Origin of the sequence: Patiriisocius sp. Uisw_017 (assembly GCF_047731265.1) — a bacterium.
Taxonomy (GTDB): domain Bacteria; phylum Bacteroidota; class Bacteroidia; order Flavobacteriales; family Flavobacteriaceae; genus Patiriisocius.
In genome coordinates, this window is sequence record NZ_CP159835.1 from 904342 (window position 1) to 924154 (window position 19813).

The 19813-nt window shown below is 36.7% G+C and carries 18 protein-coding genes; 14 read left to right on the forward strand and 4 right to left on the reverse strand.

Features of this window, described 5'->3' with window-relative positions; genetic code table 11:
• Positions 1-125: 125 nt before the first annotated feature.
• Together ABXT67_RS04100 and ABXT67_RS04105 are read right to left on the reverse strand one after the other, a co-directional pair.
• On the reverse strand, positions 126-1172 hold the full coding sequence (locus ABXT67_RS04100; protein WP_415376014.1) for a T9SS type A sorting domain-containing protein: 1047 nt from the start codon (positions 1170-1172) through the stop codon (positions 126-128).
• A gap of 608 nt (positions 1173-1780) precedes the next feature.
• Positions 1781-4906 carry a T9SS type A sorting domain-containing protein gene (locus ABXT67_RS04105; RefSeq protein WP_415376015.1) on the reverse strand — a complete coding sequence of 1042 codons (3126 nt, stop codon included), beginning with the start codon at positions 4904-4906 and terminating at the stop codon, positions 1781-1783.
• A gap of 224 nt (positions 4907-5130) precedes the next feature.
• On the opposite strand from ABXT67_RS04105, the gene ABXT67_RS04110 reads away from it, so the two are divergent.
• From ABXT67_RS04110 to ABXT67_RS04140, 7 genes are all read left to right on the forward strand, one after another.
• Positions 5131-5718, forward strand: coding sequence for a Crp/Fnr family transcriptional regulator (locus ABXT67_RS04110; RefSeq protein WP_415376016.1), 588 nt, complete (start codon positions 5131-5133; stop codon positions 5716-5718).
• A gap of 82 nt (positions 5719-5800) precedes the next feature.
• Positions 5801-7093, forward strand: coding sequence for an aminopeptidase P family protein (locus tag ABXT67_RS04115; RefSeq protein ID WP_415376017.1), 1293 nt, complete (start codon positions 5801-5803; stop codon positions 7091-7093).
• Between the two features lie 299 nt (positions 7094-7392).
• Entirely contained in the window at positions 7393-7557 is a 165-nt protein-coding gene (locus ABXT67_RS04120) for an NUDIX domain-containing protein (protein WP_415376018.1), read from the forward strand.
• Between the two features lie 141 nt (positions 7558-7698).
• Positions 7699-8772 carry an NADH:flavin oxidoreductase gene (locus ABXT67_RS04125; RefSeq protein ID WP_415376019.1) on the forward strand — a complete coding sequence of 358 codons (1074 nt, stop codon included), beginning with the start codon at positions 7699-7701 and terminating at the stop codon, positions 8770-8772.
• A 97-nt stretch (positions 8773-8869) separates the two neighbouring features.
• A complete protein-coding gene (locus tag ABXT67_RS04130; RefSeq protein ID WP_415376020.1) occupies positions 8870-9433 on the forward strand; it encodes a TetR/AcrR family transcriptional regulator in 564 nt (187 codons plus the stop codon).
• A gap of 71 nt (positions 9434-9504) precedes the next feature.
• A complete protein-coding gene (locus tag ABXT67_RS04135) occupies positions 9505-10053 on the forward strand; it encodes a carboxymuconolactone decarboxylase family protein (protein WP_415376021.1) in 549 nt (182 codons plus the stop codon).
• A gap of 63 nt (positions 10054-10116) precedes the next feature.
• A complete protein-coding gene (locus ABXT67_RS04140) occupies positions 10117-10476 on the forward strand; it encodes a DUF3784 domain-containing protein (protein ID WP_415376022.1) in 360 nt (119 codons plus the stop codon).
• 41 nt (positions 10477-10517) lie between these two features.
• On the opposite strand, the gene brnQ is transcribed toward ABXT67_RS04140, so the two are convergent.
• The gene (gene brnQ / locus ABXT67_RS04145; RefSeq protein ID WP_415376023.1) at positions 10518-11801 is read right to left on the reverse strand and encodes a branched-chain amino acid transport system II carrier protein; all 1284 of its coding nucleotides are present in this window, start codon (positions 11799-11801) and stop codon (positions 10518-10520) included.
• A gap of 41 nt (positions 11802-11842) precedes the next feature.
• Here brnQ and ABXT67_RS04150 point away from each other — a divergent pair, with 41 nt between their 5' ends.
• Complete coding sequence (locus ABXT67_RS04150) at positions 11843-12613, forward strand: alpha/beta fold hydrolase (RefSeq protein ID WP_415376024.1); 771 nt, start codon at positions 11843-11845, stop codon at positions 12611-12613.
• Positions 12614-12706: 93 nt separating this feature from the next.
• Positions 12707-12940, forward strand: a complete 234-nt coding sequence (locus ABXT67_RS04155) for a hypothetical protein (protein ID WP_415376025.1) — start codon at positions 12707-12709, stop codon at positions 12938-12940.
• 181 nt (positions 12941-13121) lie between these two features.
• On the opposite strand, the gene thiL is transcribed toward ABXT67_RS04155, so the two are convergent.
• The gene (gene thiL, locus ABXT67_RS04160; RefSeq protein ID WP_415376026.1) at positions 13122-14174 is read right to left on the reverse strand and encodes a thiamine-phosphate kinase; all 1053 of its coding nucleotides are present in this window, start codon (positions 14172-14174) and stop codon (positions 13122-13124) included.
• A 314-nt stretch (positions 14175-14488) separates the two neighbouring features.
• Between thiL and ABXT67_RS04165 the strand changes: the two genes are divergently transcribed.
• The 5 genes from ABXT67_RS04165 to ABXT67_RS04185 all read left to right on the forward strand — a co-directional run bounded on the left by ABXT67_RS04165 (position 14489) and on the right by ABXT67_RS04185 (position 19783).
• Complete coding sequence (locus ABXT67_RS04165) at positions 14489-15898, forward strand: choice-of-anchor B family protein (protein ID WP_415376027.1); 1410 nt, start codon at positions 14489-14491, stop codon at positions 15896-15898.
• A 96-nt stretch (positions 15899-15994) separates the two neighbouring features.
• On the forward strand, positions 15995-17404 hold the full coding sequence (locus tag ABXT67_RS04170) for a hypothetical protein (RefSeq protein ID WP_415376028.1): 1410 nt from the start codon (positions 15995-15997) through the stop codon (positions 17402-17404).
• Between the two features lie 2 nt (positions 17405-17406).
• On the forward strand, positions 17407-18213 hold the full coding sequence (locus ABXT67_RS04175) for an MbnP family protein (protein ID WP_415376029.1): 807 nt from the start codon (positions 17407-17409) through the stop codon (positions 18211-18213).
• 1 nt (position 18214) lies between these two features.
• Positions 18215-19288, forward strand: a complete 1074-nt coding sequence (locus tag ABXT67_RS04180) for a cytochrome-c peroxidase (protein ID WP_415376030.1) — start codon at positions 18215-18217, stop codon at positions 19286-19288.
• Between the two features lie 165 nt (positions 19289-19453).
• Positions 19454-19783, forward strand: a complete 330-nt coding sequence (locus tag ABXT67_RS04185; RefSeq protein ID WP_415376031.1) for a HesB/IscA family protein — start codon at positions 19454-19456, stop codon at positions 19781-19783.
• Positions 19784-19813: the final 30 nt, after the last annotated feature.

Below are 19813 nucleotides of genomic sequence, written 5' to 3' on the forward strand. Positions count from 1 at the left end.
ATTTTTTTAGAAAGCACAAATTAAACATTTTGATTCTAAATAATAGTGCACTTTAATTTTTATAGCAAGCAAAAACCCTTAGCAATTAATTGCTAAGGGTTTTAAGAATATTAGAAAAGGTTATATCATTTCTTCAAGAACTTAAATGTTGCATCAACACCATCTATTGTAACATTTATTATATAGGTGCCGAATGTTAGGTTAAGCACATCCAATCTCACATTGGTAGCATTATAGTTTTTAGCAAGTACTTTTTGTCCAAGCATATTAAAGACCGTTACCTGATCAATATTGGTGATAGATTCTATGTTTAGGAAGTCTGTCGCTGGGTTAGGGAACATTGTAAAGCCTTCAAAAGCTGCGCTGTCAACACCCAGAAAATCATAAAGAAAATCTATAGAAGCAAAAGCACTTGTCTGATCGCTTTCACAAACAGATTGTACATACAGCGTATACATATTACCATATACAAATGCCCCTGTTGCAGTATCAAAGGCCCCTGGAGAAGTGTTCATTGCAATTTCCCCTGGAGTTCCTGAGGAAACACCAACATCCTGAATTTCCCAGTTATAATTAACTCCTCCTGCACTCGCCGTCCAAGAAATATCGACACTCCCAACCATAAAGTTGTCAACAACTAAAGCTGTGGGAGGATCACAAATTAAACTAAGACAGGATATTGCTAAGGAGTAATTACCACTGTTTTCATTATATCCTTCTACCATAATTGTATACGAAGTGGTGCCATCTGAGGTGAACATTACTTCTGATTGTAAATCACAAGCATCATCGTTTTGAGCAATTTCAGAAATTAAAGCACAACCATCATCAAATACTCTTAAATAAGAGTCATAATCTGTCCCGCCCCCACAAAGTGACAGTATAATAATCTCTTCCATTCCACTACCCGTAAACGTATAGAACACATCTGGACTAGGGTTAGCGCCAGAATCTGTAGACCCAGTAGTAGTGCCCGTAACCGTTTCACCACAAACAATAGCGATTGCATCCTCACAATCATTATTAACCAAAGTAAGTGCAACATCTTTAGAGAGGTGTCTACTTGTATCACCTGCACTATCAACACCAAGCGTCTGTTCAAAATTAATCTCTTGAGCTTGTACTCCATAGAGGCAAAAAATACCTGTAAATAATAGCATGATTTTTTTCATAACAATATTTTAGCTTGTCGTATTTCTAAGACAAAAAATTAAAAAATTAAATTTAGTGCTAAATTTAATTAATAAAGTGAAATCAAAAAATTATTAGTTGCGTTGCGCAATTATTATTATTATGGCGCTTCCAGTTATTCAACTAATTTTCTTGATTTGTTTAAAAATTACTTATTAGACCTACAAAGGCTATTCATTCGAAGAAAACAGCTAAAAAAACTAGAAATTAAGCTCAATTAAACTATTCAATAAAAATTGCGATCCTTGTTTTTTAAGCAACAAATAGTAAATTAATAACATTTCCGAAGAAAAAATAAAATTAGCACTTCTTGATTTTCTGAGCCATTCACTAATCGCAAATTTAGCCTGATTGCCATATTTATGGCAAGCTTCGCTTCGTGTGATTTCTCTAATTGTATTTCTAAACCAACTTGAAGTATAAAAGAAATTGAATACTATTTTTAGGTGCGTTTTACATACACCCTATTTACAAATGTTTTGAGTACACTTAGATTTTAGGGTCTCGCTTTTTCAGAACGGGAAACCGTTTAAACACGAAAAACCCCTCCGTAAAATTACGGAGGGGTTTTTAAGAAATTTAAGACAGATTATTTCTTAAGAAACCTAAAGTTTCCTTCGATACCGTTTATAGAAATTCTCATAAGGTAAGTGCCCGAAGCAAAATCACTAACATCTAGTTGAGCGTTATTCGCATTCATATTTTGATCAAGAACCTCTTGACCTAACATATTATAAATCACTACGCGCTCCAATCTATGAACAGATGATGCTATATTTAAAATATTTTCTGCAGGGTTAGGATATGCAGAGAACCCATCAAGAATAGAATCATTAACTCCTAAGAGCGAGTAAACAAAATCTATAGAAACAAACTCACTAGTTTCGTTTCCAATACAAACTGATTGAACGAATAATGTATATGTATTTCCTTCTAAATATATTCCTGAAGTTGTATCTGAGGTACCAGTAACATTATTACCTAATGCTATTGCTGATGGATCTCCCTGCGGAGTTCCTCCATTTTGTATTTCCCAGTTATAGCTAACTGCAGCTGCGGCTGCGGTCCAAGATATATCAACACTATTAGGTCCAAAATTATCTGCTACTAAATCTGTTGGTGCTTCACAAGGAAGTAGATTATAAGCTGCAACTTGAAATTCTCCAAAAGCGTTATTCCCAAATTCCCACACCCTTACATATAAGGTTTCACCAGGAGTCTGTCCTGTTAATACAATGAGTGAAAACAAACCATCATCACTATCATCATCATCACATTCTATTTCTGTTAAAGCACCTATTGTACCTTCATAAACACTCATCCCAGAATCATTTACATCGCTACCGGCTGCAGCGTTAGTTTCTAAAGTCACATTACCTGAAGCAGGCACTACAACGCTATACCAAACATCTCCCCCTTGATAAGACGCGCAAGATGCGGCGGTTTCAGCTGAGCCTGTTGCTCCTGCATTATTTCCTACTACTGGGAATTCTGTAAATGAGGTTCCCACTGTTAATGCTACTGCATTATCTGGATCATCATTTGCAGGAATAAATATAAAGTCAAAGTCTATAGAAATATATACACTGGTACCAACCGTTCCACAATCTGATTGCACATACAATGTATATGAGTTGCCATTAACGAAAGCTCCGGTAGCGGTTTCCATGGTCATCGCGGTGGTTCCTGAGGCAACAGCTCCTGGGTCTCCTTGAGCGACTCCTACCTCTTGAATTTCCCAATTATAACTAGTAACCGTACCTGAAGTGGTCCAAGAAACATCGACACTACCAGCAACAAAATTGTCTGCCACTAAATCTGCAGGAACACTACAAGTAATGTCATATACTGCAACTTGAAACTCTCCAAAAGCATTATTTCCAAATTCCCATACACTTACATATAAGGTTGCACCAGGAGTCTGTCCTGTTAATACAATGAGTGAAAACAAACCATCATCACTATCATCATCATCACATTCTATTTCTGTTAAAGCACCTATTGTACCTTCATAAACACTCATTCCAGAATCATTTACATCACTGCCAACAACTCTGTTTGTCTCTACTATCACTTCACCTGAAGCGGGCACCACAAAGCTATACCAAGTATCTCCTCCTTGATAAAATGCGCAAGATGGGTTGGTTTCAGCCGAGTCTGTAGCTCCTGTATTAGTCCCAACCAATGGGAAATCTGAAAAGGCTGTTCCAACCGTTAATGCTAAGGCATTAACTGGAGCATCATTTGCAGGAGGTAATACAAAGTCAAAATCTATAGACAGATAAATACTCGTTCCACCAGCTCCGCAATCTGATTGCACATACAATGTATATGAGTCACCAATTACAAAAGCTTCCATAACGGTTTCCAAGGTCATAGTTGTGTTTCCTGAGGCAATTGCTGCTGGGTCTCCTTGAACGACTCCTACCTCTTGAATTTCCCAATTATAACTAGTAGCTGTACCTGAAGCAGTCCAAGAAATATCGACACTACCAGCAACAAAATTTCCTGCTGCTAGATCCAAAGGAGCATCACAAGTAATATCATACACTGCAACTTGAAACTCTCCAAAAGCATTATTCCCAAATCCCCATACACTTACATATAAGGTTACACCTGGAGTTTGTCCTGTTAAACTTATTAAGGAGAAGTTTCCATCATCACTATCATCATCATCACATTCTATTTGTGTCAAAGCTCCTATTGCACCCTCATAAACGCTCATACCAGAATCAGTTACATCACTGCCAACAACTCTGTTTGTCTCTACTATCACTTCACCTGACGCGGGCACCACAAAGCTATACCAAGTATCCCCTCCTTGATAAAATGCGCAAGATGGGTTGGTTTCAGCCGAGTCTGTAGCTCCTGTATTATTCCCAACTAATGGGAAATCTGAAAAGGCTGTTCCTACCGTTAATGCTAAGGCATTATCTGGGTCGTCATTTGCAGGAGGTAATATAAAGTCAAACTCTATAGATAGATAGATACTCGTTCCACCAGCTCCGCAATCTGATTGCACATATAATGTATATGAGTCACCAATTACAAAAGCTTCCATAACGGTCTCCGTGGTCATAGTTGTGTTTCCTGAGGCAATTGCTGCTGGGTCTCCTTGAGCGACTCCTACTCCTTGAATTTCCCAATTATAACTAGTAGCTGTACCTGAAGCAGTCCAAGAAATATCGACACTACCGGCAACAATATTGCCTGCTCCTAAATCCAAAGGAGCATCACAAGTAATATCATAGACTGCAACTTGAAACTCTCCAAAAGCATTGTTCCCAAATTCCCATACACTTATATATAAGGTTGCACCGGGAGTTTGTCCTGTTAATTCAATGAGTGAAAATAAGCCATCATCGCTGCCATCATCATCACATTCTATTTCTGTTAAAGCTCCTATTGCACCTTCATAAACACTCATCCCAGAATCAGTTACATTACTGCCCGCAACTCTGTTCGTCTCTATTATTACTTCCCCTGATGGAGGCACCACAAGGCTATACCAAGTATCCCCTCCTTGATAAAATGCACAAGATGGGTTGGTTTCAGCCGAGTCTGTAGCTCCTGTATTATCCCCAACTAATGGGAAATCTGTAAATGCAGTTCCAACCGCTAATGCTAGGGCATTATCTGGGTCATCATTTGCAGGGGTTTGCCCGAAAGCCAATCCTGCGGTAAATAATAATAGTAAACATGTAATTTTTTTCATCTTTAATTTTTTTGTTAAAATAGTCCATCAAGTTACTAATTTTTTTGTGAATTTAAAATTTTAAAACGGGGACTTATCCGTATCTAGCTGTAAAATTGGTGTTTGCAGTATTACCTCTTATGAAATTAATAATATAACCTTCAAGCCGCAAACTCAAGAGATCCTAAACATCTCCGATACAAAGAAATTATCTATTTTTAACATTCAATAAAACTAAAAATACGGTGTTTCCAGAAAACCCAAACTTGAAGGCATATCTACAAAATGTGATTAATGAGAATTCACTTCCGGAAGAAATCCAGATGATTCTTGATGCTTTTAGCCTTTTAAAACTGGCTAAAAACGAATATTTAGTTAGAGAGAATTCCATTTGCAACTATTTTTGCTTCATCGAAAGCGGAATATTACAACACGCCATCTCCGTGTCTGGGGTTGAAAAAACAACCTACCTCGCATTAAAAAACTCGTGTACCTCTGCCCTTTATAGTTTTAGGCATAAAATAGCATCTCGTAAAAATATTAAAGCGATTAGCGATTGCGAGCTTTGGATACTCACACTAGCTGATTTTGAAATTTTACTGAATACGAACAAAGCCTTCCACACCTTTTATTATAATCTTATTGAAAATCAGATTTATAAAATTGATGAGTACCGCATAGACCTCATCACCTTGTCCCCAGAAGAACGCTATCAAAAATTGATTGAAAATGACATTGCCTTACCTCAAAAAGTACCTTTGCAGTATTTATCTTCTTTATTAGGAATTTCAGACAGGCATTTGAGTCGAATAAGAAAAAACACCTTAAAATAATCGATTACCGCCAAATGGCTTATTTTTTTGCAATCACTATTCTTACATTTGACAGTATAATACAATTAAAAATTCCAGTCCTATGAAATATCACCAAATAGACCGCGCCCTTTTTATCAAAAACCGAAAAAACTTTATGGCAAAGATGAGGCCATCAAGCCTTGCTGTTTTTAATAGCAACGATATATATCCTATAGGTGCAGACAGTACAATGCCTTTTGAACAGTCCCGGGATATCTTGTATTTAAGTGGTGTGGATCAAGAGGAAAGTATTTTAGTGCTTTTCCCAGATGCGCCCAATCACGCGCATAAAGAAATGTTGTTTTTAAAAGAAACCAATGAACACATCGCCGTTTGGGAAGGAGAAAAACTCACTAAAGATCGCGCCCTTGACGTTACTGGAATTAAAACAGTGTACTGGTTACAAGAATTTGACAAAGTATTTTATGAGATAATGACCCAATGCGATACCGTTTATTTTAATACCAATGAGCACTACCGCGCCAATATAGAAACCGAAACCCGCGAAGCGCGTTTTATCAAAGCCACCAAAGATAAATTTCCAGCACATAGTTGGGCAAAGAGCAATCCTATTTTACAAAGACTGCGCGCTGTAAAAGACGCGATTGAATTAGACTTGCTACAAACCGCTTGTGATATTACAGAGAAAGGGTTCCGTCGTATTTTAAACTTTGTGCAAGCGGGCGTTTGGGAATTTGATATCGAAGCTGAGTTTATGCACGAATTTTTACGCAATCGTTCTAAAAAATTCGCCTACACTCCTATTGTTGCCAGTGGTAATAATGCCAACGTGCTGCACTATATAGAAAACAACCAAGAATGTAAAGACGGTGATTTAATCTTACTAGATGTAGGAGCAGAATACGCAAACTACAGCAGCGATATGACCCGTACCATTCCTGTAAATGGGAAATTCACAAAACGCCAGCGCCAAGTATATGACGCGGTAAATCGGGTGAAAAATGATGCGACAAAAATGCTCATTCCTGGTGCTATGTGGAAGGAATATCACATAGAAGTTGGAAAACTAATGACCAGCGAATTACTAGGATTAGGACTGCTTGATAAAGCCGATGTACAAAACGAAAACCCAGACTGGCCCGCTTATAAAAAATACTTTATGCACGGTACTTCCCACCATATTGGACTAGACACCCACGATTACGGTATTTTATGGGAACCTATGCAAGCCGGCAATGTGTTTACCGTGGAACCAGGAATCTACCTCCCCGATGAAGGTTTTGGCATTCGACTAGAAGATGATGTAGTGATCCAAGAAAAAGGCGAACCTTTTAACTTGATGCGCAATATTCCTATTGAGGCTGAGCAAATTGAGGAGATTATGAATTCTTAGGGGTTATGAATAGAAAAACAGAAGCTTTATTTGTATTAATTTATCTACAAATGAATTAAAAAAAAAGGAACGTTGGTAAACTTGTAAGAGATTCTCTGCCAATGATACTTTCTGAAAATTTAATTTCTTAAATAGAGGTTCAAAAGCTTCAAAAAGATGACTATAGCAAACTTTATTTTGATATAAATTCTCCTATCTTAAAAAAAATTAATCTAAAAGTCTCGATACTACAGAATAGAACCATTGAAGATTATATTCGATGGCTGAAAAGGAAGATTGAAATTGATTAAGTAGTAAATATGGTGTTAAAAAAAATAGAAGTTGTAGCGGCTATTATCATACATAATGACGAAATTCTTTGCGTTCAACGTCCAGAAAACAAACTTGATTATATTTCTAAAAAGTTTGAGTTTCCCGGCGGTAAGATTGAAAAAGACGAAACTAAAATAGAGGTCTTAAAATAGTAAGAACACCTTACAGCAATTTTTAAAAAACTAAGCATTTCAGAATTGCAAAAGCCAAGCAACAAATAGCACATTCCTGTTACCCAATTTTACATCAATTAACCAGCCTATTTTCTAACTAAAAAAAATTATTATTTTACTATGACCAATGCTAATTCAACCCTAACGTTTCCTTGTGGCGCCCTTATGAAAAATAAGTTTATGTTGGCTCCATTAACAAACGAACAAAGCCATGAAAATGGTCAACTCTCTGAGGAGGAACTAAGATGGTTAACAATGCGGGCTGAGGGTGGATTTGGCCTGGTAATGACCTGCGCCTCTCATGTTCAAGAAGTTGGAAAGGGGTTTTCTGGTCAACTTGGGATTTTTAGTGATGCTTTAAACGAGGGCCATATAACATTAACCACCAAGCTTAAAGAACAGGGAAGTTTGGCGGTGATTCAATTACACCACGCAGGAATGCGAACTCCTGAGGCATTGATAAACAAGCAACCTGTTTGCCCTTCTAATAATGAGAAAACCAATGCGCGCGGTCTTAGCTTAGCAGAGGTTAAACAACTAAGAGATGATTTTATCAATGCTGCTATTCGCGCAAAAAAATGTGGCTATACTGGCGTTGAAGTTCACGGTGCTCACGGGTATATTTTAACGCAATTTTTGAGTTCAGAAATAAACAAAAGAACAGACGATTATGGGGGCTCAATAGCAAACAGGTCTCGGCTGCTATTTGAAATAGTGGATGCCATTAGAGAAAAATGCGGCAAGCATTTTTTACTCGGTGTTCGACTATCTCCAGAAAGATTTGGGATGGACCTTGAAGAAGTAAAATGGATTTGTCAGCGTTTTATAGATGCTGGAACTATTGATTTTTTAGACCTCTCGTTATGGGATTGTTTTAAAATACCTCACGAAGAAAAGTATCAAAACATGACCTTGTTAGAACACTTTAAAAATTTAGATTTTAAAAAGGTGAAATGGACCGTTGCAGGTAAAATTACCAATGCGGTTGAAGTACAAAAAATTTTAGATGCTGGAGTAGATTTTGTGACTATTGGAACTTCAGCAATACTACATCACGACTTTCCAAAACAGGTTATAGCAAACCCTACATTTAATCCAATTGCACTACCTGTTTCAGAAGGATATCTTAATAAAGAAGGACTAGGCGAAAAGTTTATTACCTATTTAAAAAGATGGCCAGATTTTGTAAAATAAATTACTTTTAAACCCAAATCCAAACTAAATCATAAATACGTACAAATTATTTTTTATTTCTAACCGATTGTTTAGCTTTGTGTTGAATTTAGAATTAATGGCTAGAAAAAAGCAATATATAGAATCTGAAGTTATTGATAAAGCAATGCATTTGTTCTGGCGTAAGGGGTATGAAAATACTTCTATGCGCATGCTCGAGAATGAAATGGGCATCAATAAATTTTCCATATATGCTAGCTTTGGCCACAAACAGGGTGTCTATCTTGAAAGTTTAAAATGCTATAAAGAAAGGATAAATAACATCTTCAAAAACCTTGAGAATGCAACTAATGGCGTTCTTGCTATAAAACAGTTTTTCTATGATTCGGTTAATATCTGTTACCAACAGGGAAACCAAAAAGGCTGTCTGATTACCAACACTTATAACGAGTTTTCAGAAAGTGACAATATATTGATAAACGAACAAATGCAAGGGTTTATGGATAATTTAAAGGATGTTTTCATCGAAAAATTAAAAATGAATACCACCAAAAATGAAGAAACTGTATTAAAAGAGGCTAATTTTTTATTATTAGCCAAACACGGCCTGGCCGCAGCTTCAAAAGTTAACAACAAAAAAGAAATAGAAGATTATATTGAAATGACCTTTAAAAATATCTAGTCATTTTTTTTATTCCATAACTAAACGATAGTTTAGTTATAAATAAGTATTAATTTAAAAACAAATATATTATGAATACATTAAAAGTTCACACCATTGAAACGGCTCCAGAAGGCAGCAAATTATTATTGGAAAATTCATTAAAAGCTTTCGGGATGATTCCTGGATTGCACGGCGTACTAGCCGGATCACCTGCTACTTTAGAAGCCTATCAAAAACTACATGAGTTATTTTCAAATTCATCTTTTGATGCAGAAGAGCTTACCGTTGTATGGCAAAGTATTAATGTTGAGCACGAATGTCATTACTGTGTCCCTGCGCACACAGCGATCGCACATATGATGAAGGTGGATGCTGCATTAACGGAAGCATTGAGAAATCATAAAGAAATGCCGAATGAAAAACTACAGGTATTGCAGAATACGACACTAAGTATCATTAGAAATCGCGGTAGAATTTCTGATTCAGAATTAGAAACCTTCTATGCTGTTGGATACGGAGAACGTCAAGTTTTAGAAATCGTTTTAGGCGTAGCACAAAAGACCATTAGTAATTACACCAATCATATTGCAAATACACCTGTTGATGAACCATTTAAAAAATTTGCTTGGAGCAAATAAATCATAGCCGATAAGTGCTAACTATAATAGATAGCACTTATCTTTATAGACCAAACTAAGAAATTGAACCCGTTAATTACACCGCTCTTAAAAAACGCATTATCCAACACCAATGTTGGAGAATCCTCCATATATATTGGCATCTTTCTTATTATTATGGGAATTGTAATTCGGTATTTTAAATTGTACCCTCTTATCGCCGGGTACAACACACTATCCCCTGAAGAAAAAGCAAAGGTTCCTATTAAAAAACTAGCAACGCTTATGCGAAATGTATTGGTTTTAATGGGAATTATAATGATCGCTTGTTTTTATCTTTCGGAAGCACTTGCCAATCCAACAATTAATCAAGTAGGCTTTTTTGTTTCTCTAGTGGGCGGTGTTATATTATTAATGGCGCGGTCTAATCTCGAAGTGTCCTAATAGAATATCTAGAAAAATTGGATTTTATTTTAAGCATCTCTTTATTCCCGAACCAGATTTGGTTTTTTACCCTTCACAAGATTCACAAGAATAAAGGCAAGCAATGCAGGCAATACCCAACCCAAACCTTGGGTAGCCAATGGGATGTAGTTTTTAACTAGGTCCATAGCACCTTCCTCCATAAAGAATTGCAGAAGATCTGGAAGACTAAAAATTATGGTTATGACAGTCACTGCCTTAAAAACTAAAGCGGTTGCCAGTTTCTTAGGAACAACATTTAGCACAATTAATACAATCGTAATAGGATATATGAGCATTAACGCTGGGAGTGCAATATCAATGATATAGTGCACACCAAACTGCCCCACGGCAACACCAATAATACAGCCAATGATTGCCGTAACCGTATAAGCTACTTGCTTTCCGCCAGAGATTCCTTTAATAAAATCTGCCGTTCCTGTTACGATTCCTACTGCCGTTGTAAAACAAGCTAGCGCAACCAATACTGCTAGAAATGCAGTTCCTAAATTACCCAATGTTGCCTTACTTAAGAGGGTTAATAATTCCGTTCTATCCTCACTAACTAGCGTACCGCTGTTATGAGCGCCCAAAGCAATTAATCCTGCATAAATTAAAATAAGTCCAATCCCTGAAAGCAATCCGGCACGCGCGATCATTCTCTTTTTCTCCTCAAAATTCAATTTTCCTTGTAATGCTAAAGAAACTACAATCACGCCTCCCACAACGACGCCCCCAATGGCGTCAAAAGTTTGATAGCCTTCTAAAATACCGTTGGTAAATGTATTTTCAAAAATAGATTCGCGAATGGGTGCGGCGTCTGTCGTAAGACCAATAGCAATGATTATAATCAAGATTAGAATAATGAGCGGCGTTAAAAACTTACCAATGGCACTCAAAATTTTTTTCCGGTTTAATGCGAATACGAGCACCAAGGCAAAATAGAGGCTGCTAAATAAAAGTGGGGGTACCTCAAAATAAGGATCAATTGCCATTTCAAAAGTAACCGAAGCCGTGCGTGGAGAAGGCAAACTAATAGCAATCAAATAAACGATGACGGCATAAAGCATCGCAAAAGGTGCTGAAACTTTATTCGCAAAATCCAAGATGGTTCCCTGCAAACGCGCGTGCCCATAGATTGCCATAATTGGAATTACCACCGCAGACAAGGCAAACCCAATGGTAACAAACAACCAATCTTCTCCCGCATTATATCCCAAATAAGGTGGCAACACCAAATTTCCCGCTCCAAAAAATAGAGAGAAAAGTGCAAAAGCAATGATTAAAGTTTGTTCTTTGAAGTTCAAAATTTACGTATTTTGAAATTTTAAAAACCGAAGATAAATAAATGATACTGTACTACAAGAAAACACCTGTTTATTATGACAGTAAGGGCCAAGGAAGTCCAATAGTCCTACTCCACGGCTTTTTAGAGAGCAGCACAATGTGGACCCATTTTATTCCAGAATGGAAAACAAAGTGCCAACTCATTACGATTGATTTACCTGGCCACGGAAAAAGCGGCGTAATCGCTGAAATCCATACGATGGAATTAATGGCAAAAGTTGTTGCAGCTATTTTAACTGAATTAAAAATAGACACTGCGGCATTTATTGGACATTCCATGGGAGGCTATATAGGATTGGCATTTGCCGAATTGTTCCCTAATCAAATTTCCAGCTTGCTATTGCTGAATTCGACTACCTCTAAAGATAATGACACGCGAAAAGACAATCGAGACAGAGCCTTAAAATTTATGAAAACTCAAAAAGATATGATCATAAGCATGTCTATTTCGAATCTTTTTAATGAGGATGCTCGACAAAAGTTTGCATCAGAAATTGAAGCATTAAAAAAAGAGGCACTACAATTTTCAGCACAAGGAATTACAGCGGCAATAAAAGGAATGCGAGATCGTAAAGACAGAACTTCGGTGTTGAAAGACTTTAACAAAAAAAAATACATCGTATGTGGTAAAGAAGATACAATCATTCCTTTTTCAGATTCAGTAGCTATTTCAGAAAACACAAATACACCTCTCAAAATTTTAAAAGGAGGGCATATGTCTTGGATAGAAAATTGTGAGGAAATAACAAATTTAACGTGCTTACTAGGTTAAACTTCTTGTTTCTCTCTTTTTTTTATTATGTTTAACGGTTATAAATCACTAAAATTCATACATTTAAGCGAATGGGCTTTAAAATGATATGTTATGGGAAAAGTATTATGTGTGGTAATTGGTCATAAATATATTTTGACTCAAAAAGTATCAAATAATATTAATGAATATTGTTGTTGCAATTGTAATAGGGAAGTAACCAACGATTATTCTGTAAAACTTGAAGTCTTAATAGCAAAAATGCGAGATGTAAATGCTACGCTCTCTAGTTTTCTAGAAAAAACAAAGATAGCTAAGAAGACTAACAGCCTATTTATTAATATTTAAAAAAATGCAAACACCATCGATATTGCAGTCTCACAAGGAAATGTCTAATTAAATAAATGTAACCGTTCGCACTATAGCGATGCATTTACAACAGATGCCTAGGGAAAAATAATTAAGCTATTTCCTGTTTTAGGGAAAAATTTTGAGATTTTTTAAACTATTTCAAAAAACGAGTGATTTCCTAATCTTCATCTTCTGTAAGAGAATTCCATCCTTTTGCGATAATCGGGATTTTAGTATTTGCTCTTGTAACTAAATGTATCCCTTCGGTTTCTTTCACAATGTGTCCAATTATCGTCATATTTGGGTTGCCTTTGATTTTTGGATAATCTTCGGTTTTTACTGTAAATAGCAACTCATAATCTTCACCCCCATTTAATGCAATGGTGGTACTATCCATATTAAACTCTTCGCAAGTTGTTATTACTTGAGGATCTAAAGGTATTTTTTCTTCATACACGGTGCACCCCACTTTTGACTGTTTACAAATGTGAAGCAATTCACTACTCAATCCATCACTTATATCTATCATAGAAGTAGGGAGTACGTCTAGCTCCTTAAGCAGTGCAGGAATATCTTTGCGCGCCTCTGGTTTAAGTTGTCTTTCGATTAAATAAGAATAAGGCTCTAAGTCAGGTTGAGAATTTGGATTTACTGCAAATACTTGTTTCTCTCTTTCTAATACTTGAAGTCCTAAATAGGCAGCACCTAAATCGCCAGTTACCACAAGCAAATCATTTTCACAAGCACCATCTCTGTAAGTAATTGTATCTGCAGCAGCCGTCCCAATAGCGGTTATACTTATAAGCAAACCACTTGTAGATGAAGTGGTATCTCCCCCTACGACATCAACATCATATACTTTTGCAGCAGTCGAAATTCCTTCGTACAATTCTTCCAAAGCTTCCACAGGAAATCTATTAGAGACTGCAATAGAGACGGTAATTTGACTGGGCGTAGCATTCATAGCATATACATCGCTCACATTTACAACCACTGCCTTATAGCCCAAATGCTTAAGAGGCATGTAACGCAAGTCAAAATGAACTCCTTCGACCAATAGATCAGTAGTGACAACAACTTCGCCTTTGAATGATAGGACAGCCGCATCATCTCCAATGCCTTTTACTGTAGTAGTTTGTTTTATTTGAAATCCTTTAGTGAGATGATCAATTAAACCAAATTCTCCATATGAGGAGATAGGTGTTTTTTGATTGTCTTTTTGCTCGAACATGCTATCGTTTTAGAATTGCAAAAGTACAGTTTAGATTATTGAAAATAAACCAAAACAATTCTGAATATAAAATTAGCTGGTTTATTGTCTACTTCTATTGGCCTTCGTAATTTATAACTAGCGAATACTTTAAAGGATATTTAAGAGTTTATGGTTGTATGGTCGCTTTGTAAGGTTTAATTTTGAAAATATTATTATATTGATTTCTGAAAAATAAATCGATTATGCTTAGGTTGATATCACGTCTACTATTAAACTCATAAAGTGGCCTTTTAGACGAACAAAGCACTACTTTTAATCTCCAAATAAAAATAATGAAAAAGATCTTTACATTTCTATTAAGTTGCACAGCATTAGGTGCAATGAGCCAAACGCCCTGCTCAGGTGGCTCAGCAGGACCCTATGACTGTAATGGCTTTGATTTGCAATCTGAAATTAGCCTAAACGAAATGGACGCTTCACTAGGCAACGATTCTTGGGGATGGACAGATCCACAGGACGGCAAAGAATATGCTCTTATTGCATTAAACAATGGGACCGCTTTTATTGACATTTCCAACCCAACAAACCCTCGTTATTTAGGGAAATTACCCACTGAAACAGATAGCAGCACTTGGAGAGATGTAAAAGTATATCAAAACCACGCTTTTATTGTTAGTGAAGCGCCTGGTCACGGGATGCAAGTTTTTGATCTAACAAGATTGCGCGATGTATCAAGTCCCCCTGAAGAATTTGATACCGATGGATTTTACGGAGGTTTTGGAAATTGCCATAATATCGTTATTAACGAAGATAGTGGTTTTGCATATGCCGTAGGTAGCGACACCTTTGCTAGTGGACCACATTTTATAGATATTTCAGACCCTACAGCTCCTCAAGCTGCAGGAGGTTTTTCTTCTTCGGGATACAGTCACGATGCTCAAGTGGTAATTTACAATGGCCCAGATACAGATTACATTGGACGAGAAATTTTGATTAGCAGCAATGCAAACGATGTTATTATCCTTGATGTTACTAATAAGTCTAACCCAACGCTGATAGCAGAATTTGGATATCCAAATGTAGGATACACCCACCAAGGATGGTTTACAGAAGACCAACGGTATTTTTTACTAGGAGATGAGTTGGACGAAATTAATGGTATTGGTAACACGAGAACAATAGTCTTTGACTTCTCCGATTTAGACAATCCTGAACTAGATTTTGAATATGATGGCCCAACAGGTGCCATTGACCATAATGGATATGTAAAAGACGGCAAATATTACATGGCAAACTATACCGCAGGACTGCGAGTTATTGATGTAACCGACATAGCAAATGGCAATATGAATGAAGTAGGTTTCTTTGATTCACATCCAGAAAGCGATAATACTGAATTTGAAGGTGCTTGGAGTGTTTATCCTTATTTTGCAAGTGGGAACATTGTAATTAGTGATATAAACAGAGGTTTTTTATTGGTAAGAGACCCAAGTCTAGGAGCAAATGATACTAATAAAGAGTTGTTTACGATGCTTCCTAATCCAGCCACTACGTCAATTACCATTCAGTCTTCAAAAACACCATTACAAAAAGTTGAAATATTTAATATTTTAGGACAACAAGTAGCCAACTACTCGTTCACAGGCGTAATGAGCAATACCTTTAGCATTCATTCGTTTAATTCTGGAATGTATTTAGTAACAATAAACGGGTCCAGTACCAAAAGATTAATTGTAAAATAAACTCCCTGAGAGGGAAAACTCACAAGGTTTTAAAATCACAAAAAAATCCCGATAACTATCGGAACCAGTACCAAGCGATTGATTATAACATAAAATATGTCTTTAAGTAAAAAACCATATTTCCTTTTTATAGGATTTCTTTTAGTTGTTTTTATCTCCTGCGGAAGTGACGACGAGACTCTAATACCAGACCCTCCCCAAGAAATGGAAGACGATCCTATGGAAGAGGTTCCAGTGGAAGAACTTGTGTTTTTAAAAACCTATGGAGGCAGTGGGATTGATAAGGCCGTTGGTGTTGTAGAAGCAAATGATGGCAACTACATGATTTTAGCTACTACAGAAAGTGCAGATGGGGATGTTACTGGCAAAACAACTACAGACAGTGACTATTGGTTGTTAAAAGTATCTCCGCAAGGTGATATTATTTACAACCGTGTATTTGGCGGAAGTGCAGATGACGAAGCAACAAACATTACAAAATCATCAGATGGAGGTTTTTTATTGAGTGGCTACAGTCGTAGTAATGATGGTGATGTTAGCGAAAATTCAGGATTCCAAGATTTTTGGGTTCTAAAGTTAGACAGTAACGCGACTATCCAATGGGAAAAGAGTTTTGGATTTCCTGGAGGCGATCAAGCCTTCAAAATTTTTGAAACCTCTCAAGGAAATTATTTTGTAACTGGATTTCTTGACGTTAGTGCCAGTGGAGGCGATGGAAATGATGCTACTGGAATATCTAACCCAGGTAATACTCGAGCTAATGCTCACGGTGTTGGAGAATACTGGGGTATTTTATTAGATCAAAATGGGAATAAAATTTGGCGTCGTTACTTTGGCGGCACAAACAACGATCGCAGTTACGACGCGATAGAAACCCCAGAAGGTCATTTTATTATGGTAGGCACTTCAGAAAGTGAAGATTTTGATGTTGTGGACCCAAATGGATCCTATGATTTTTGGATTGTTAAAGTAAGCAACACGGGAGATTTGCTATGGTCTAAATCTTATGGTGGCGCGGAAATTGACAATGCATTTTCAATAGCACCAACCTTGGACGGTAATTTTATAACGGTAGGAGACACGAGAAGCACAAGTGGCGATGTCTCTGCAAATCTTGGGAATGCAGATGCTTGGATTGTAAAGTTTAGCAATGCCAACGGAAGCTTAATTTGGGAAAAATCTATTGGGGGATCTGCCTTTGATTCAGCAAGAGGTATTGTACCTACCAATGACGGCAAATTCTTGATCTGCGGAAATACGAGGAGTAACGATGTTAATTTGACGAGCAACAATGGTCAAAACGATGCTTGGATTGTAATTATTGATGGTAGCGGAAATATTACCTATCAAAAAACTTTAGGTGGTTCAGAATTAGATTTCACTTTTGGCATTTTAGAAACTTCAGACAATAAAATTGTTGCCGTTGGAGATTCTGAAAGCAATGATTTTGACATTCCAGAAAACAAAGGAATTAAGGATGTACTCGTAATCAAATTGAATAAATAAAGATGAAAAAAATTGTGCTTTTAATCATAGTAAGTATTTTAATTATTTCTTGTAATAAAAATGATGACTCAAATAATAGTGCTGTAACGCCTACTAATTATGGAGTAGATTTTAGATTTACCCAGAATTGGGATGGCCAGGAAATTAATAATTCAGATTATGAAAACACTACGTATGTAAATGCAAATGGTGAATCTTTAACACTATCAAAATTAAATTATTTAATTTCTGATGTTACCTATACGTCAAGCGCAGATGGTGCAATTTGGCGCGCCCAAGACTATAAACTTGTTTTAGGTCGTGACGGTGACGTTAACTTTACCCCAGCGATAGAAATTCCAGAAGGAACGTATACCGTTTCATTCACTTTTGGTTTTGATGACTTCGATAACGATAAGCAAGGTGGATTTCCAGATTTGAACTCTGCAGATGGGTTTTGGAATGTGCCAGCACCTCTTGGTGGCGGCTACCATTACCAGCGCATTGAAGGAAAATACATAAATAGTGCTTCAGATCAAACTAATTTTCAGTTTCATACAATTAGAGCGAATAGACACGAAACATTACCTCCAGGGCCAGGTACTCTTGTCGAGCTAAGAGACACTTCATTTAGAATAAATTTAGGCAACATAACAGCAGGCACCAATACAACAATAGAAGTAAAAGCAAATATTGCAGAGTGGTTTAAAAATCCAGTTACTTGGAACTTAAACAACCGTTTTCAAGTATTAATGCCAAACTTTCAAGCTCAATTAGACATGAATTTAAATGGACAAAATGTCTTTGAACTAGGAGCAGTAACTCAATAGCATGAAATTTTATAGGTTTTACAGTATTCTTTTCTTCGCTGGGTTAATATTATCCTGCACAAACAACGATGATCCATCTGTTCAAGGATATATTGCAACTCCTTTAGAACTGGCTGTACCTGCATTCTTCACAAGTACTATTCTTCCTCCAATAATACCGGAAAACAATCCCTTGACTGTTGAGGGTGTTGCGCTAGGAAAAAAGTTGTTTTTTGATCCTATTTTGAGCTCCAATAATACGCTGGCCTGCGCAAATTGTCATAGACCTGAAAACGCATTTACAGATCCTCGCGCTTTAAGTATTGGGGTTACCGGAGAGGAAAGCTTTAGAAATTCCATGCCTTTGCACAATCTAGCGTTCAATTATAGAGAGAAATTTAATTGGGATGGAAGCGCTACAACATTAGAGCAACAAATGTTTGTACCAGTTACTAATCCTGTTGAAATGAATAACACTTGGCCTAATGTTGAAAATGCGCTACAGTCCAGCGCACAATATCCTATTTTATTTGAACAAGCTTTTGGTACTAACACGATAGACTCAACGTTGGTTACCAAAGCAATGTCTCAATTTGTACGAACACTAATTTCAGGAAACTCAAAGTTTGATAAATTTATTAATGGCACGGAGACGTTAACTCCTCAGGAAGAAAATGGCCTTGCTGTTTTTTTAGACGAAGGTCGAGGAGATTGTTTTCATTGCCACGGTTTGCCTGAAAGCCCTTTATGGACAGATAATGCGTTTCACAACAATGGACTTGATGAAACTTTTACAGATCTTGGCTTGGGAGGATTTTCAGGAGACCCAAGAGAATTTGGGCTATTTAGATCTCCTACACTTCGAAACCTAGCTTTTACAGCGCCCTACATGCACGATGGTAGGTTTGAAACACTAGATGAAGTTATTGATCATTATAGTGAAGGGTTGGTTTTCTCAGAAACAATCGACCCACTAATGAAAGCCATAGCCGAAGGCGGTGTTCAACTAACCGAAAGTGACAAAGCAGATTTAAAAGCTTTTTTATTAACGCTGTCTGACCCTAGTTTTACGAATGACCCAAATTTTCGACAATAATGTTTGTCTATACTCACGTTTAAAATAGTATTACTTTTCATTAGAAAGTATTATCATTTCCATAAGAAAATCCTATTACTACATCTTATTTAATTATGCCTGCGCCCATTGTAAAATGGCCTATTTAAGCTATATTTGTACTCTAATTTAGAATAATTCTAATTTATGATAAAAGTAAGTGATTCAGCAAAACTAAAAATCTCCCAGTTAATGGGTGAGGATGGTTTTACTATAGAAAACCACTATGTAAGAGTGGGTGTGAAAAGTGGCGGTTGCTCAGGGCTATCTTATGAACTCAATTTTGATCAAGAAATGGGTGAAAACGATAAGCTTTTTACTGAAAATGAGGTAAAAATTGCTATAGATAAAAAAAGCTTTTTATATCTAGTAGGTACCACTCTGGAATATAGTGGCGGCCTTAATGGTAAAGGATTTGTTTTTAACAATCCAAACGCTAATAGAACCTGCGGTTGTGGCGAATCATTTTCGCTTTAAACTTTAAATTCCGAATTCAACATTTGAATT

Excerpts from the sequence above, each read along its gene's own strand:
- ABXT67_RS04100 (WP_415376014.1), bottom strand. The coding sequence starts at position 1,172 with ATGAAAAAAATCATGCTATTATTTACAGGTATTTTTTGCCTCTATGGA.
- ABXT67_RS04105 (WP_415376015.1), bottom strand. The coding sequence starts at position 4,906 with ATGAAAAAAATTACATGTTTACTATTATTATTTACCGCAGGATTGGCT.
- ABXT67_RS04115 (WP_415376017.1), top strand. The coding sequence starts at position 5,801 with ATGAAATATCACCAAATAGACCGCGCCCTTTTTATCAAAAACCGAAAA.
- ABXT67_RS04120 (WP_415376018.1), top strand. The coding sequence starts at position 7,393 with ATGGTGTTAAAAAAAATAGAAGTTGTAGCGGCTATTATCATACATAAT.
- ABXT67_RS04125 (WP_415376019.1), top strand. The coding sequence starts at position 7,699 with ATGACCAATGCTAATTCAACCCTAACGTTTCCTTGTGGCGCCCTTATG.
- ABXT67_RS04130 (WP_415376020.1), top strand. The coding sequence starts at position 8,870 with ATGGCTAGAAAAAAGCAATATATAGAATCTGAAGTTATTGATAAAGCA.
- ABXT67_RS04135 (WP_415376021.1), top strand. The coding sequence starts at position 9,505 with ATGAATACATTAAAAGTTCACACCATTGAAACGGCTCCAGAAGGCAGC.
- ABXT67_RS04150 (WP_415376024.1), top strand. The coding sequence starts at position 11,843 with ATGATACTGTACTACAAGAAAACACCTGTTTATTATGACAGTAAGGGC.
- ABXT67_RS04155 (WP_415376025.1), top strand. The coding sequence starts at position 12,707 with ATGGGAAAAGTATTATGTGTGGTAATTGGTCATAAATATATTTTGACT.
- thiL (WP_415376026.1), bottom strand. The coding sequence starts at position 14,174 with ATGTTCGAGCAAAAAGACAATCAAAAAACACCTATCTCCTCATATGGA.
- ABXT67_RS04165 (WP_415376027.1), top strand. The coding sequence starts at position 14,489 with ATGAAAAAGATCTTTACATTTCTATTAAGTTGCACAGCATTAGGTGCA.
- ABXT67_RS04170 (WP_415376028.1), top strand. The coding sequence starts at position 15,995 with ATGTCTTTAAGTAAAAAACCATATTTCCTTTTTATAGGATTTCTTTTA.
- ABXT67_RS04175 (WP_415376029.1), top strand. The coding sequence starts at position 17,407 with ATGAAAAAAATTGTGCTTTTAATCATAGTAAGTATTTTAATTATTTCT.
- ABXT67_RS04180 (WP_415376030.1), top strand. The coding sequence starts at position 18,215 with ATGAAATTTTATAGGTTTTACAGTATTCTTTTCTTCGCTGGGTTAATA.
- ABXT67_RS04185 (WP_415376031.1), top strand. The coding sequence starts at position 19,454 with ATGATAAAAGTAAGTGATTCAGCAAAACTAAAAATCTCCCAGTTAATG.